The 16,950-nt window shown below is 51.6% G+C and carries 8 protein-coding genes; 6 read left to right on the forward strand and 2 right to left on the reverse strand.

What is annotated here, in order from left to right:
- The first annotated feature begins 94 nt into the window (after positions 1-94).
- The gene (locus ABUL11_RS06945) at positions 95-1,888 is read left to right on the forward strand and encodes a gamma-glutamyltransferase family protein (protein ID WP_350283139.1); all 1,794 of its coding nucleotides are present in this window, start codon (positions 95-97) and stop codon (positions 1,886-1,888) included.
- Between the two features lie 8 nt (positions 1,889-1,896).
- On the opposite strand, the gene ABUL11_RS06950 is transcribed toward ABUL11_RS06945, so the two are convergent.
- Both ABUL11_RS06950 and glnE read right to left on the reverse strand, forming a co-directional pair.
- The gene (locus tag ABUL11_RS06950) at positions 1,897-4,272 is read right to left on the reverse strand and encodes a fatty acid cis/trans isomerase (protein ID WP_350283140.1); all 2,376 of its coding nucleotides are present in this window, start codon (positions 4,270-4,272) and stop codon (positions 1,897-1,899) included.
- 328 nt (positions 4,273-4,600) lie between these two features.
- Positions 4,601-7,390 (reverse strand): bifunctional [glutamate--ammonia ligase]-adenylyl-L-tyrosine phosphorylase/[glutamate--ammonia-ligase] adenylyltransferase, encoded by a 2,790-nt coding sequence (glnE, locus tag ABUL11_RS06955; protein ID WP_350283141.1) that lies wholly within the window; start codon positions 7,388-7,390, stop codon positions 4,601-4,603.
- 204 nt (positions 7,391-7,594) lie between these two features.
- On the opposite strand from glnE, the gene ABUL11_RS06960 reads away from it, so the two are divergent.
- The 5 genes from ABUL11_RS06960 (at position 7,595) to ilvN (ending at position 16,881) form a co-directional block, all read left to right on the forward strand.
- Positions 7,595-11,476, forward strand: a complete 3,882-nt coding sequence (locus tag ABUL11_RS06960; protein WP_350283142.1) for a YhdP family protein — start codon at positions 7,595-7,597, stop codon at positions 11,474-11,476.
- 450 nt (positions 11,477-11,926) lie between these two features.
- Complete coding sequence (locus ABUL11_RS06965; RefSeq protein WP_350283143.1) at positions 11,927-12,790, forward strand: carbon-nitrogen hydrolase family protein; 864 nt, start codon at positions 11,927-11,929, stop codon at positions 12,788-12,790.
- Between the two features lie 107 nt (positions 12,791-12,897).
- Positions 12,898-14,349 (forward strand): metalloprotease TldD, encoded by a 1,452-nt coding sequence (gene tldD, locus ABUL11_RS06970; RefSeq protein ID WP_350283144.1) that lies wholly within the window; start codon positions 12,898-12,900, stop codon positions 14,347-14,349.
- A 332-nt stretch (positions 14,350-14,681) separates the two neighbouring features.
- Positions 14,682-16,385: an acetolactate synthase 3 catalytic subunit gene (locus ABUL11_RS06975; RefSeq protein ID WP_350283145.1), complete on the forward strand. Its 1,704-nt coding sequence runs from the start codon at positions 14,682-14,684 to the stop codon at positions 16,383-16,385.
- Positions 16,386-16,389: 4 nt separating this feature from the next.
- Positions 16,390-16,881, forward strand: a complete 492-nt coding sequence (gene ilvN, locus ABUL11_RS06980) for an acetolactate synthase small subunit (RefSeq protein ID WP_350283146.1) — start codon at positions 16,390-16,392, stop codon at positions 16,879-16,881.
- Positions 16,882-16,950: the final 69 nt, after the last annotated feature.

The raw sequence follows: 16,950 nt of genomic DNA on the forward strand, positions 1-16,950 counted from the left end.
CGGCGTATGAGGTTCGGGCATTTGCCGGTAGCGGTTCCGCTGCTGAAGGCCATAGTCGTCAAGGTTGCGCTCAGCTCCATAGAAGAGGATTTCTATGTGGATTTTTCGCATCAAACTAGTCACCTTACTCTTAACGGTTCTGCTGGTTGCATGCAGCATCCAGCCCACCAGCCTAAATTACGCTATTCCGGCTCAACCGGAAGGTTCGTCCGGCTATACCGAAAAGCCAGGCTGGCAGACTTCTACGTTTGCCGTAGCGGCTGCCAATCCGCTGGCGGCTGATGCGGGTTATCAGATCCTCAAGGCGGGAGGCAGTGCCCTGGATGCCGCTATCGCTGTGCAAATGGTGCTCACGCTGGTTGAGCCACAGTCCAGTGGCATTGGCGGTGGCGCGTTTCTGATGCACTTCGATGGCAAAACGGTCGAGGCTTACGATGGCCGTGAGATTGCTCCCGTTGCAGCTGATGAGGATCTGTTTCTCAAGTCTGACGGCAAACCCATGCTATTCATGGAAGGTGCTGTAGGCGGGCGCTCGGTCGGTGTGCCGGGTGTCGTTCGCATGCTGGAACAGGCACACCATCAGCACGGTCAACTGCCTTGGGCTACCCTGTTCGAGCCTGCTATCCGCCTGGCCGAGCAGGGATTCAAGATCAGTGCCCGCCTGAATACGATGCTGGCTGCGGATCGATACCTAAAACAAGACCCGGAGGCTGCAGCTTACTTCTACGACAGCAACGGCCAGCCGTGGCCGGTCGGGCACGTTCTCAAAAATCCCGAGCTGGCCCAGGTGCTGCGGAATATTGCGGCGCATGGCTCCAAGGCATTGCTGGAAGGCCCGGTGGCCCAGTCCATCGTCGATAAGGTACGTTCACACGCCACCAATCCAGGGCAGATCACCCTGGCTGATCTGTCCGGGTACCAGCCACGCAAGCGTGAGCCGCTCTGTCACGATCATGCCGTACCGCCGAAAGTGTACCGGCTGTGTGGTTTCCCGCCACCCAGCTCCGGCGCCATTGCTATCGGCCAGATATTCGGTATCCTGCGGAACACGCCCGGTGATATGCTGCCTTTGGGCAGCGACGGCCTACCAACGGCTGACTGGCTGCATTTCTACACTGAGGCTGCGCGCCTGGCATTTGCCGATCGTGCAAAGTATGTGGGTGATCCCGACTTCGTGGCGCCTCCCGCAGGCTCCTGGATGAGCCTGTTGTCTCCGGACTATCTGGCCGGGCGGGCGCGATTGATCGGTGATCGGTCGATGAAGGTAGTTCAACCCGGGCAGCCAGAAGGGATGCAGACCAGTTTCTCCCCTATGCCCAATCAGCCGGAATACGGTACCAGTCATATCAGTGTCATCGATGCCCAGGGGCATGCGGTGGCAATGACCACCACCATTGAAAATGCTTTCGGCTCGCGGCAGATGGTCAGGGGTTTTCTGCTCAACAATGAACTGACCGATTTCAGCTTCATACCGCGTGACGCGCAGGGGAACCTTGTCGCCAACCGTGTGCAACCGGGCAAGCGTCCGCGTTCATCCATGTCACCCACCCTGGTGTTCGACAAAGCTACCGGCCAGCTAGTCATGATCGGCGGTAGCCCTGGCGGTACTTTCATCATCCATTACATCGCAAAGATATTGTGGGGAACCTTGCATTGGGGCTTGAATATGCAGAAGGCCATCGATCTTCCCAACTTTGGCTCGGCAAACAGCTTCATATTACTGGAGGAAAAAGGTTTTCCCGCTGCTACCGTCAAAGCGCTCGAAGCCAAAGGGCACAATGTTCAGGAAATGGATATGACCAGCGGCCTGCAAGCCATTCAACGTGTCCCTGGTGGATATTTCGGCGGAGCCGATCCGCGTCGTGAAGGTGTGGTCATGGGTGATTGACGGTTTCCCTAAAAATTCTCGTACCGGTTGATATCGAATATCCCCGCTTGTAAAGGTTGCTGTTGCTTTTGCCAGGCGGTAATGTCATGCAGGATTTCCCAGAATTGCGGGTGGGTGCGTCGTATTCCCCAGGTTTCCACGATTTGTTCAAAATCTTTTGTTTTTCCTGCGCTGCTCAGTTCTGATACAAATGCGGCGACTTGTGCAAGGGGAACATCAAACATGAAATTGGGATAGCTGCCGGTAATCCCGGGATAAACGGTGATACGGTCTTTTTCAGGCTGATAGCGCAGTTCTTCGCCCAGCATGAAGGCGACATTAGTGTGAGCTCGATCTCTCAGCAGGGTATAAACGGTGCGTTCACTTTGTCCATACCGAATACGTACAAACGTCACTTCCGGAAGCCGGCTGATTCCGGGCAGACTGGCAGCAGGCTGCGCGGCAATACCTGATAATGCCCGATCCGCCTGTTGAATCCAGTGTGGCTGGTCGGTACGACTGCAGTTTTCTTTTTCGCAGCGATTTAGCGGGTCATGTGACATGGTGTTGATGGATTGGAAATGTTCAAGTATGTGTGATGCCATTTCCAGTTTCGGATTTTCCGTAACGAAGCGCTCCGCTGAGGGAGATTTGTCGTCAATATCCTCGTAAACGATGCCGAACTTTAGTTTGCCCAGATCCTGATACCAGTCGTTCAATACCGTTTTACGCTGCCCGGCTGGAAGCAGACGCACAAAATTCTGTTCCGAGCCATTGCGGATCAGATCGAAGTAAAGTCGGGTCAGTACTTGATGTGCAACGTTGCCGAATACATTGAAATTGACGACCAGCTGATAATAGGTCTGCTCCAGTAATGGATAATCCATCAGCCAGATGGTCTGCGGAACGGCGCCAGCCAGCCCCCTTACGACGGAAGCACTGTTGTGATGGCGAAAAATGGTCAGCAGAGCATTTTCGTTACGGCCGTCACCATTCCAGATATGAGCCAGTGATGCTCCCTGTGGCTGTTGCGCGACATAACGCTGCTGGCGCAATGCCAGATAATCATTATGGCGTTTGAGATAGCGTAACCAGTTTTCGTTGGCATCGAGCAGATCGTCATCCTGCCCGGGGATACCCAGCAAAGGTATGACCTGACTTTGATAGGCACCCTCCGTAACGAAGAGATCGGATTCCGGGGATTGAAACAGTGTCCAGAAATGATCGCGTATGACATCGGTTGCAATCTGACCACGACAGACTGGACCGTGAATGAAAGTGCGTACAAAATATTCTGCTTCATCCAGCATGAACTGGTAGCGTGCGCGAGCCGGTATGGCGGCAAAAGTAACAAATGGATTGGAACGTTCTGTATAGTCGTAGCCCGGCAAATCACCCACGGGCCAGTCTTCACTGAAAAACAGCTCACTGATGCGCCGCAGTTTCGTCTGATCGAGTGGATAGCTGATCCGCCGCTTGTGCACAATCGTGCCCGAGATTGGACGCAGGCGGTAAAAGAATGGCCTGCCCGGATCATCATTCGGGCTGACCGTGGCAACGGGAATGATGTTTTCGCCAGGTGGCGTGGATGAACGCAATAGTTCAAAGAAACGGAGCTCATCGCCTGATTCCGGGAAATACAGATAAGCCAGAAACAGGTGTTCGTACAGCCAGCGCGCTACCAGCCGGCCACGCTTGTCGTCCCGATTGAACAATGTTTCCCATGTCCGGATTGCCTGTTCCTCATCCCGTGTCAGCGTAACGGGTTCCTCTGTCACCACTGCTCCCTGATTCAGCCATCCGGCCAGGAGCGCATATTCCTGATCGGTCAGCCCGCTGGTGCCGAACGGCATGCCTTCAAATGGGTGATCCTGTGCATAGTCGGGAAATTTTTCTTCTGAGACGCACTGGTTTTCGCGTGCGAAGCCTGTTTTGATCAAGTCAGGCAGCTTGCTGTTCGGCGGAAACGGGTACTGCTTTCCCAGGGTGATCATACTTTTCAGTAGAGATTGAGCGTGTTCCTTGTCTGATTGCAATACGGAATAGAAGCCCCGCTTGCGCCAGCCATCGATGGTGAGTTCGTCCATGCCCAGACGTGTGGGTTTCATCTCTGTAGTGCGCGTACTACTGTATACCGGTTCCTGAAAAGCCCCGCGCAGCAGGCTTTCGACACTCTCCAGTTTGAGCTGGCAGGGTGCATCAAAGCAGCTGTGGCAGGAAAGGCACTTGGCTTCGATGATGGGCTGGACTTCTTGTGTGAAAGAGACCTGATGCCCGGCAGGTGCTGGCAAATCAGCAGGAGTCGGGGTGGGGTGATTGTCGAATAATAGACGCTTGCTGTCCTGGCAGGCAGACAACATAAAGATAAAGCTCAGCAAACACAGGAATGGGTAACATACGCGCACTGATAAACTCCGGGGGTGAAACAAGCCGGAGGGATTCTATCTCATCGCCTGTATTACCGGAAGCCGGGAACTCGGAACTTGTTCAAAATTTCATTGAAAGGCATATTACGGCGTTAGAATTGAACTCAGAATGTTCACATACTTTGAGTATATTCTGTTTTACTCTGCACGAGCGCCTCGCCCTGGGGGACAGCCTCACGGCTATTCGCTGCGCTTTGCTTGCGCCGTTCAATTTTGCCTTGCACTCTTTCCCCTGATTGTATCTTGAACATGTTTTCAGAGGGGGGTAATACCGTTGGCGCTGGCTTCTGTTTCTCCGATATCTTCCTCATGTTCCGAAAATATCTTCCCACAGTTGAAACACTGCCTGTCTGGCATCGCTTAAATGGTTGTTTGCTACTCGTGCAAATTTCTGAGATATGTCCCTGGATAGGGCTGTGCCGGCAGGTTCAGGTGTGCCGCTCAACCTGAGCTGATGTTGAGTTCGCCGGAGCTCACGATAGGCGGTGAGGGCTGCGTTTGCTTTCCCGGTGGATGTCAATCCAAGTTCTCCGGCCAGTTTCAGCAAGGCGATATTGCCGATATTGCCGGTCAGTTGCGGGTAACGGTGCGCATATCCCAGCACCAGATATTGCACAATGAATTCGACATCGATGATACCGCCGCGGTCGTGTTTGATATCGAACAGCGAAGTAGGGTTCGGATGTGCTTCCAGCATTTTGCTGCGCATCATCAGAATCTCCCGTTTCAATTTCACCAGATCGCGTGGCTGGCACAACATGTCTTTGCGCATCTGCTCGAACATTTCGCCTGCTGAACGATCACCGACGACGAAGCGTGCACGTGTCAGTGCCTGATGTTCCCATACCCAGGCCTGCTCATACTGATACTGGGTGAAAGCCTCGAGGGAATTGACCAGCAATCCGCTGGTACCGTTCGGCCGCAGCCGCAGATCAGTCTCGTACAATATGCCGGCGGAGGTCTGGCTGGTGAGCCACAAATTGATGTTTTGCGCCAGTTTGGTATAGATCTCTGCAGCATCGGGATGATCGTCTTGGTAGAGAAATACGATGTCCAGATCAGAGACATAGCCCAGCTCTTTTCCTCCCAGCTTGCCGTAGCCGATGATGGCAAAAGCAGGCAATTCCCGGTGTTTCTTTTTCAATCCCCGCCAGGCGAGTTGCAGCACATTGTCCAGGATGAGATCGGCCAGCTCGGTCAGGTGGTCACTGAGTTTTTCCAGCAACAGATCTCCTTCGAGATCGGCGACGAGCAGGCGAAATACCTGTGCATGCTGGAAGTGGCGTAATACGTCCATCTGCCACTCGATCATCTGCGTTTTGGGGATGTTGACATGATGCAACTGGTGCGTGAGCTCGGTTTTGAGTGCAGCCCAGTCCGGCAGAGTGTGCAGGCCGGATGACGTGAGCAGTTCATCCAGCAGGATCGGGTGTCTGCCAAGATAATCACTCGCCCACTGGCTGACGCTGACCAGTTTTGCGACACGTGGCAGCGTTTGCGGATGCTCTTGCAGCAGGGCGAGATAAGCTGGATATTGTCCGATTTTTTCGAGTAATTGCAGCATGCGCTCCAGTGTGATATCAACAGGTGTGAAGCGGGCAGTCACTTCAATCAGTGTGGGCATCAGTTCGAATATGCGTTCCTGATTAGACTGAGTCAGTCGCCGGAAAAATGTGCTGTCGTAAAACTGCCGGATGCGCGCGGTAGTTTTGCCGGGATCGAGGTATCCCAGTGTTTGCAGCTGTTTGCCGAAAGCTTCGACTGTTTCACGATCACCGGACTGTTCCGGTCTGATCCGGGCAAATGTGTCGTGTCGGGCAGATTTGCGGCGTGCTGCGAAGATTCGCTCGAAATGACGGGTAACGTTCTGGCGGTGCAGATCGAGGTGATCGAGAAAGTTGCCATAGCCACTAAATCCCATGCTTTTTGCAATCAGTGCCTGTTCATCGGTGTGCTGTGGCAGATTCTGAGTTTGCTGGTCATCGAGATATTGCAGGCGATGTTCGAGTTTACGCAGGAAACAGTAAGCCTCGATCAGTTCTTCGATCGTCTGTCCGGGAAGGGGCTGTTTTTGCCGCAATCGCTGCAGCACACCCAGCGTGGGGCGAATACACAAGTCGGCATCACGTCCACCTCGGATCAGCTGAAACACTTGGGTGATGAATTCAATTTCCCGGATACCACCGGGACCCAGTTTTATATTGTCGTGCAGCTCGCGCCGATCGACCTCTTTGCGTAACTGCGCGTGCAGGCTGCGCATCGCCTCATAGGCTTCGAAATCCAGATATTTGCGGAACACGAAAGGGCGTACGATCAACTCCATCAGCGTAGCCTCGGCCACTGATGAACCGGTGATAATGCGGCTTTTGATCCAGGCGTGTCGTTCCCATTCACGGCCCTGCGTGATGAAATAGTCTTCGAGCATGGGCAGGCTGATGGTAAGCGGACTGTTTTCGCCGTGCGGACGTAATCGCATGTCGACACGAAATACATAGCCGTCCACGGTATAATCACTCAGGCTGGCAATCAGCTTCCGCCCCAGCCTGACGAAAAATTCATGATTGGTAATGGATTTTCTGCCGTCTGTTTCACCATCTTCGGGATAGATAAAAATCAGATCCACGTCAGAGGATACATTGAGTTCGCCACCTCCCAGTTTTCCCATGGCCACGATCAGCAACTGCTGTTCCGTGCCGGTTTTTTCTCCAGTCGGTTTGCCAAAATGGCCGGGTTGCGTCATGGTTGTGTGGAGAAATTCCAGTGCAAACCGAATCGTCGTATCCGCCAGCGCAGTCATGGTCGTCATGACCTCGTTCAGATCAGCCAGTCCGGCCAGATCACGCGTGGCCAGCCGGAGGATGACGCGTTTGCGCAACTGGCGCAATAACCGGTGCAGATCTGCCTCATCTGCGAGAGGGGTTGCAGGATGCTGCAGGAAGTTGAGCATTTCCTCCCATGTGAAGGGATTCGGTAATTGATCCAGCAATTCTTGCTGCAGGCCGGGTTCGCTCGCCAGCGTTCGTTTGAGATACCGGCTGTAAGGCAGAATGCTGCTAACAATGGATACAGCCCGGGACGGGTCGATAGGTGTGGACATACGAAATGAACGGCTGTGTGTCTGGTTATGTCACGAAACGGTGAAGCACCATGGATGAAACAGGGATTCGTAGCATTTTTACGATGATAAATGAGTATTGCGCCAATAATATCCTGTCGGAGAGCGTAAAGACTGCCATTTCTCAAAGGGAAGGCAAGCTTCAGGAACGGACGAAATACCGAGTGATGGTTTTGTATTGAGCTTATGCCGCATTCTTTATTACGTCATTGTACGATTTGTCTGGGATGGGCGGGCCGAGGTTTTCTGCTGGCGGTGATACTCGCCTGTCTGCTACTGCTTGCGTTGCGCTACTGGATTCTGCCTGATATCGAGAAATACCGTTCTGATATTGTCGCGGCCATGACTCGTGTTGCGGGGCAGCCAGTACAGATTGATTCCATTCGGGCCAACTGGGATGGCCTGCGTCCGCATTTGTCGATGCAGGGGGTCAGTGTGTCCGATCAGCAGGGTGATCCGGTGCTGGTGTTTCCGGGAATAGAAGGAACGATTTCATGGCGGTCGTTATTGCGGGGTGAACTCAACTTTCATGAAATCATCATTGACCGGCCTGCACTAGTGACACGCCGGGATATGGAAGGTGTTTTGCATATCGCTGGCGTGACACTGGGTGAGAATCAGCAGGAAAACGGATTTTTTGACTGGCTGTTGCGCCAGCGGCGTTTGATCGTCAGGCACGCCGTCATTTACTGGCAGGATGAATTACGCCGCAGCCCGGTACATTATTTTGAATCGGTCAATTTGCATTTGCAGAACAAACGGGGAGGCAGGCGCCATCAATTCGGGTTGCAGGCACATTCATCCGATCCGCTGTTTTCCCGAGTGGATCTTCGTGGAGATTTTACCGGTGATTCTGTCCAGACTTTGTCAGCATGGCAAGGACGTCTGTTCGTCCAGTTACAGGATTTTAATCTGGGAAGCTGGCAAGAATGGATGACATTGCCGGCTGATTGGGAACTCAAAAAAGGAAAAGGCAGCATGCGTGCCTGGGTGGATATCCATGCTGGCAGCCTGACAAGGTGGGTGTCGGATATCCGCCTGCAAGATACGGCGATTCAGGTTGCCCAGCAGCTGCCCGTACTGGAGATCGATCGGCTGCATGGTCGCTGGGGATGGCACGAGACGGAAGATGAAAAGGCGATAAACCAACAATGGTTTGCCCATGGTGTGAGCATCGAGCTCAAAGGTTTGCCATTGACCGGGCCGGTCGAAGCATCATGGCGCGTGCTGAACCCGAAAGATGGCGGGTTGTCCGTATACAGCCTGCAGGCCGGGGGGTTGAGGATGGATGTGCTGACCAAACTTGCTGTCAGTCTGCCAGCAGAAGAAACTTTACATGAGTCTTTGTCCGAACTGTTTCCGCGCGGAATGGTAAAGCACGTTAATCTCGAATGGCGCGGTGACTGGACAAAAAAACCATCTTTCCGGGTAAATGCCGGTTTCAGTGATCTCGCTGTGCAATCGTTCGACGACTATCCTGCTTTCAGTGGTGTCAGTGGAATCGTTGATGCTACTGAAGCGGGAGGCTCCTTGTTTCTGTCTTCAAAGAATGTGGAAATCAACAAGTCGCAGTCGCCTGGCGAGAAATTTCGCTTCGATTCGCTGGTCGGTCGAGTGAATTGGAAAACTGCTGCCGACCATGCTGTGGCCCGGATTGAATTCAACGATATCGCTTTCAAGAGTGATGCAGGAAGCGGCGCCCTGCAAGGGAGCTGTACCTTTGACAAAGATACATCCGTACAGGTTGATCTGAGAGGGGGGTTGTCGCACGCCGACATGCATCTTCTCGGTGAGTATGTCACTTGGATGGGGAATGAAAGCTGGAAGGAGAAACTTGATAAGGTGACTCTCTCGGGGAAGCTGAGCGATGCAAAGTTCCAGGTCATGGGGTTATTGAACGGCCGGTCTGTTGATAAAAAGGACGCATTCTCCATTCATGCAGAAACTGCCATCAGTAATGCCAGTGTTAAGATTTCCGATGACTGGCCAGAGGTTTCCGGTATGACGGGGCGTGTTTCGATACAGGAAAGCAAGCTCGACTTATCGCTTTCTTCTGCCAGTATTGCAGGTGTTCGACTGCAGAAATTCATGCTGCAATCGGATGATATATATGCAGATCGCCCTGAAATCAGGGTAAAAGGCATGGCGGAAGGAGAGAGTGGAGAGATGGTCGCCCTGTTACGCCAAGCAGATGATGTGGGTCCGCATGTTGGAGAATTATTGGGGCAGGCTGAATTCTCCGGCAAGGGGAGGCTGCAGGCAGAGGTAGCATTGTCGGTTGCTCAGGAAAAACTTTCCATTGTTAAAATGCAGGGGCGTTACCAATTCATTGACAATCGGATCGACTTTGACCGCTATATTCCTGATTTTTACCAGGTCAACGGATCCCTGGTTTTTACTGAATCCGGTGTAGTGCTGGAAGGGATTCATGCCCGGGTACTGGGGGGAGCAGTCGAGTTTTCCTCCGCTTTCCTGCCCGAGGGAGGGGTACGTATCACTGCTCGAGGTCGGGCTGATCTCGACCATTCCCACTCGGATATGAATCTCGTTAAACCAGTCAATTTATCTCAGTTATGGACGCAGTTCATGCGTGGCAGTTCAGACTGGCAAGCTGCAGTGGAGGTTGAATCGGGCAAAGTCGGTATCGTGGTCGAATCCTCGCTGGAAGGTGTGGAGCTGATGTTTCCAGCACCTTTTTCCAAGACTGCTGCGGAAGTAATTCCTGTACGTCTGGAAAAAATTTTTACCCTGCCGCATGATGATCACGTGCATTTTCATTATGGCGACATCCTGACAGCGGAATTCCAGCGTATGCGTGAAAAGGCACATTACTATCATCCAGTACGCGGGATAATCAGTTTTGGCGGGCGTGGTACATTGCCGCAGGATCAGGTGACCCGGGTGGAAGGTTCGGTATCCAGGCTGGAATGGGATCAGTTGCGCGAACTGTTCAAGAGATATGCCGGGATGGATGCTTCGCTCGACCATAGTGCACGCGGGCTGGATAATATTCTGACCAGGTCGGTGCAGTTCGATTTACATATCGGTCAGTTTGAATTTCTGTCCAGTTATTTCAATGATACTCATTTTGCTATCGACAGGCAGGGTGAAAGCTGGCGAGTGGATGTTTCCAGTCAGGAGGTCGATGGCAGAATAGACTGGCAGGCAGGGGATCGACAAAAAGTAGTGGCACGTTTGAGCCGATTGAAAATACCGGAAGATGCGCCAGAGAATATTTTAACATCACATAAACAGGATCCTCCCGGAGACTGGCCGGCTGTGGATATCGAAGCCGATGAGCTGTTCATAAAGGGGGGGCTGCTGGGCCAGATGAAATTCAGTGCCATGCAAAGCCAGGATGGCTGGCTGATTGAGAATCTGGACATCAGACACCCGAACAGCAGGCTGCAGGCCAATGGATTATGGGAAAATCATAAGCCACCTTATCGGATGTACAGTCACATCCGGCTGCAATCCGGCAATATTGGAAAACTGTTTAAGCGTCACGGCTATCCGGGGCGTATTGCTCGTGGTGAAGGGGTACTGGAGGGCAATCTGGATTGGGCAGATAAACCGTTTTCAGTAGATTTTTCAACACTGTCCGGCAGTCTGCAGCTTGATGTGCGGCATGGTCAATTCACAGAACTGAAACCTGGGATTGGTAGATTACTGGGGATTTTTGACCTGAAATCCTTGCCTCGCAGATTGACACTGGACTTTTATGATGTATTCGGTAAAGGGTTCGGGTTCGATGAACTGAACGGTCACATCAACATTAAGAGTGGTATTGCTTCGGTCGATGATCTGTATATAGCGGGCAGTGCAGCAGAGCTTGTCCTGAGCGGGGAATGGGATCTGATGAGCGAAACACAAACCTTGAATCTGAAAGTGTTTCCTTCGTTCGGACTGGCAACTCCCCTCGCTGGAATTGCGGCCATGATTGCCACGGGGACTCTGCAGGATCCTTTTGATCGGGTGCTGCTCAATGAATATGCTATAACCGGAAGCTGGAGTGATCCGGTTGTCGTCAGACTGGATGAAGAACGAGACAAGGTTGAGCAACCTTAGGGAATCTTTGCTCAAGCTCCAGAGGGTCGCACATTGTGGTTTGCGGAGGGAATGCAAGGCGAAATGAGGCAGTGAAGGGTTTGTTTCTTCACAACGAGCTCAACGTTGCGGGCTGCCTGCAAAACCAGTGCTTCAAGGGTTACAGCAAAATCATGCGTTTGCTATGTCGCGTTTCTTGCGATTACCACGATTTTCCCCATGATGCGGCTCATGAAGGACTTGATCAGCGGTTTCTTAGATCTTGCTGCAACCGCCGGCTGTGCAGTAAGGTTTGATAAGCCCGTGTTTCAACACAGGTGCCGGCATGAAACAGAGCATATACAATAAATAATGATAGCGGAGAGATCGGAGAGCACCTTCGCATTAAAATTAATCAAGAGGAAGGGAGATTGAATATGAACGGCTTGATGTCGTCACGGGCAGGAATCGGATATAGAGAGGGAGGGAATCATGTCTACTGATGGGGGTGCTGATCAGGCTGTCCGCCCCAACACAGGTGATCATACCAAGATAAGGGTGGCAGCCGTCCAGATGGCTTCCGGTCCCAGCGTGGCAGCCAATCTTGAAGAAGCTTTCCGTCTGATTGAAGAGGCGGCTGCAAAACAGGCCAAGCTGGTCGTGTTGCCGGAATATTTCTGTATTATGGGAATGAAGGATACGGATAAGCTCGCAGTGCGTGAAAATCCTGGTAACGGGGAAATTCAGAATTTTCTGAGCGAAACTGCGAAGCGGTTTGGTATCTGGCTGGCAGGAGGATCGGTACCGCTAGTTTCGCCGGTATCGGACAAGGTGTACAACAGCTGCCTGGTGTACGATGAACATGGCCAGCAGGTGGCGCGCTACGATAAGATTCACCTGTTCGGATTGTCGCTGGGTAACGAGAATTTCGCTGAAGAAAGAACGATCGACGCAGGTAACCGGGTGGTTGCACTCGATTCTCCATTCGGGCGGATGGGGTTGTCCATCTGTTATGATCTGCGTTTTCCCGAGCTTTACCGTATGATGGGAAAAGTGGATGTCATTCTGGCACCGGCGGCGTTTACCGCCATTACCGGCAAGGCCCACTGGGAAACACTCATTCGTGCCCGTGCAATCGAGAATCAGGCTTATCTGATCGCTCCGGCGCAGGGAGGATTCCATGTGAACGGGCGTGAAACCAATGGCGACAGCATGATTGTCGATCCATGGGGTGTGATTATCGACCGTCTTCCGCGCGGACCGGGGGTAGTGATTGCGGAAATCGATCGTGCATATCAGTCAAGTGTGCGGGCAAGTCTGCCTGCGTTGGAGCACCGTTGCCTGCTTGCCTGTTGAGAAAACTTGATTTGGTTTTTATGTTATTTCGATTTTTTGCAGACGAGCTGCCGCGGGATACAGCAGCAGCTCAGCCGTTATGATTTTTTTATGAACTTATTTCTGGAATGATGGATTCATTTACGATTGCTGATCAATACCTGTTAGCTCCTTATGAGCTGAATACAGGCAGGTTGCAGGATGTGTTCGGGCACATTCTTACCCATCAAATTGATTATGCGGATATTTATTTTCAGTACAATCGGTCGGAAGGCTGGGTGCTGGAAGAGGGTATCGTCAAATCGGGCAGCTTCAATATTGATCAGGGGGTCGGAGTACGTGCAATCAGCGGCGAAAAAACTGCTTTTGCCTACTCGGATGATATCAGTAGTCAGGCACTAATATCTGCTGCCCGGGCAACACGCGCAATTGCTGCCCAGGGTGATGGAGCACATGCGTATATAACGGGATTATCAGGAAACGATGCCCGGCAGGCACTGTATTACTCTTCTCTGGACCCTATCGCGCTTTGTAAAGATGCAGACAAGATCGGTATGCTAGAACGGCTGGAGGGATTTGCACGCGCACTGGATAAACGAGTCATTCAGGTCATGGCCTCGCTGGCTGGAGAATATGAGGTGGTCATGGTTGCGCGCAGTGATGGATTGCTTGCCACCGATGTGCGGCCGTTGGTACGTATATCATTGCAAGTCCTTGTCGAGGAAAACGGTCGGCGGGAGCAGGGCATTGCCGGAGGAGGCGGGCGTTTTGATTATGCTTATTTCACCGATGCAGTATTGGAGGATTATGCCCGTAAAGCAGTCCATCAGGCATTGACGAATCTTGCATCGAAACCGGCTCCGGCAGGAAGTATGACTGTCGTGCTGGGTAGCGGGTGGCCGGGTATTTTATTGCACGAAGCAATCGGTCATGGTCTTGAAGCAGATTTTAACCGGAAAGGGAGTTCGGCCTTTTCTGGCAGGGTTGGTGAGCGGGTGGCGGCACCGGGGGTGACGGTGGTCGATGATGGTACGATACACGATCGTCGCGGATCGTTGAACATCGATGATGAGGGCAATCCGACACAATGTACTACATTGATCGAAGATGGCATTCTCAAGGGTTATCTGCAGGATAATCTGAATGCCCGGCTGATGAATCAGCGTGTTACTGGTAACGGCCGGCGTGAATCGTTTGCTCATATCCCCATGCCGCGCATGACCAATACCTGTATGTTGAATGGTGATAAAGAACCCGAAGAAATCATCGCTTCTGTCAAGCAGGGTTTGTATGCTGTCAATTTTGGCGGAGGGCAGGTTGATATCACTAGCGGTAAATTTGTGTTTTCGGCTGCAGAAGCCTATATGATTGAAAATGGTAAAATTACCTATCCGGTGAAAGGGGCTACTTTGATTGGTAATGGTCCCGATGTACTTACCCGCGTTTCCATGATTGGGAACGATCTGGCGCTGGATCCGGGTGTTGGTACCTGTGGCAAGGAGGGGCAGAGTGTGCCGGTGGGTGTCGGACAGCCGACTTTGCGGATAGACGGGTTGACGGTCGGGGGAACGAACGGGTAGTGCCGCATGCTGAAACAATTGATATAGTTGTGGTGTTACCGAGATATTTGCAGGAAGTCAATATATAATCCTAGTAACATAGAGATAGAGCAAGGGTTACTTATTCTGCATCCTGCCTCTTTTACTGCCGGTCAGGAAAATGTGGGAGATACACTGCCTCCGATTACTGGGGCAGAGGTCTCGCATTTTTTTATTTGTGCGCAATCTGGAATTCTGGATGCAAGGTGCTCCAAGCGTTTTTATGGTTTTGTAATCACTAATCGATACAAAGCAAATATTGGTTTTAATGATGAGATGAAGAAAAATTATTTTGAATCTGGGGATTCCCTGGTATGAGTACTGAACTGACAGGTGCCGAGATTACGATACGTTGTCTGCAGGAGGAGGGGGTAAGTCATATTTTTGGCTATCCCGGCGGTGCCGTATTGTTCCTGTACGATGAATTGTTCAAGCAGGATAAAGTCAAGCATATTCTGGTTCGTCATGAACAGGCTGCCCTCCATGCAGCGGATGGTTATGCACGTTCCAGTAACAAGGTGGGTGTGGCGCTGGTAACTTCTGGCCCGGGGGTGACTAATGCCGTAACAGGTATTGCTACCGCCTACATGGATTCCATTCCAATGGTAATCATCAGTGGACAGGTACCTACAGCTGCCATTGGTCAGGATGCATTCCAGGAAGTGGATACCGTGGGAATTACACGACCCTGCGTCAAGCACAACTTTCTGGTAAAGGATATATCGGAGCTGGCGGTAACAATCAAAAAAGCTTTTTATATTGCTTCAACCGGCCGTCCGGGGCCGGTACTGGTGGATATTCCCAAGGACGTCACCCAGCAGAAGGCGGAATTTCATTATCCCGCCAGTATTTCATTGCGCTCCTATTCACCGGTAATCAGCGGGGATGCTCAACAGCTCCGGAAAGCTGTCCAGATGATCCTGGAAGCCAAGCGTCCGATGGTCTATACCGGTGGTGGGGTGATCTTGGATGATGCTGCGGCAGAATTGACAGAACTCGTGCAGATGCTGAATTTTCCCTGCACCAGTACCCTCATGGGGTTGGGAGGATATCCGGCGACTGACCGGCAGTTTGTCGGGATGCTGGGCATGCATGGTACCTATGAAGCCAATATGGCCATGCAATATTGCGATGTGCTGATTGCAGTGGGAGCTCGTTTTGATGATCGTGTCATCGGAAATCCAAAGCATTTCTATAGCGAAGAACGGAAAATTATCCATATCGATATTGATCCGTCATCAATTTCCAAGCGAGTCAAAGTGGATGTTCCCATCGTTGGCAGTGTATCCGCAGTACTGAAAGAGTTGATCATGTTGCTGAAAGCTGGCAGGGAGACGTCCGATGCTCATGCTTTGCATAAATGGTGGGAACAGATCGAGTTGTGGCGGGCACGTGATTGCCTGAAATATGACCGATCGGCCAGCGTTATCAAGCCGCAACTGGTGGTGGAAAAATTGTATGAAATAACCGGTGGAGACGCCTTCGTTACTTCTGATGTCGGACAGCATCAGATGTGGGCGGCCCAGTTTTACAAATTTGATAAACCACGTCGCTGGGTCAATTCTGGTGGCTTGGGTACGATGGGATTTGGCCTGCCTTCTGCGATGGGCGTACAGATGGCCAACCCGGGCAGTACAGTAGCCTGTATTACCGGAGAGGCAAGTATCCAGATGTGCATTCAGGAGTTATCCACCTGTAAACAGTATCGTCTGCCCATCAAGATCATTAATTTGAATAACCGCTACATGGGGATGGTGCGTCAATGGCAGGAGTTTTTCCATGGCAATCGTTACGCTGAATCCTATATGGATGCATTGCCCGATTTTGTCAAACTGGCCGAAAGTTATGGACATGTCGGTATGCGAATCGATAAACCGGAGGATATCGATGGTGCGTTGAGAGAAGCCTTCAAACTGGAAGAACAACTGGTATTTATGGATTTTATTACGGATCAAACCGAGAATGTTTTTCCTATGGTGCCTGGTGGTAAAGGTCTGTCCGAAATGATCCTGGTATAACAGCATGCGACATATTATTTCTTTGTTAATGGAAAACGAGGCCGGTGCTCTGTCGCGGGTGGCAGGCCTGTTTTCTGCTCGTGGTTACAATATTGAATCTCTGTCTGTCGCTCCTACCGAAGATCCGACATTGTCCCGTATGACGCTGGTCACCAATGGGCCGGATGAAATCGTCGAACAGATTACCAAACAGCTCAACAAACTGATTGAAGTCGTCAAACTGGTTGATTTGAGCAGTGAAGGTTATGTTGAGCGGGAACTCATGCTGGTAAAAGTAAGAGCAGTGGGTAAGGATCGTGAGGAGATGATGCGGCTTGCTGATATATTTCGAGGCAATATCATCGACGTTACCAACGAGCTCTACACAATCGAGCTTACGGGAACCCGGTCGAAGCTGGATGGTTTTTTGCAGGCAATAGATCGCAATTTGATTCTGGAAATAGCCAGAACAGGTGTTTCAGGTCTCAGCCGTGGAGAACGGATTTTAAAGCTGTAAATTTTTTAGCGGAATCTGACGGCAGATTCTGATTTCACCGATAGGCTGCATCTGCTGATGTGGCTGCAC

This window comes from Nitrosomonas sp. (assembly GCF_040256045.1).
Lineage (GTDB): Bacteria > Pseudomonadota > Gammaproteobacteria > Burkholderiales > Nitrosomonadaceae > Nitrosomonas.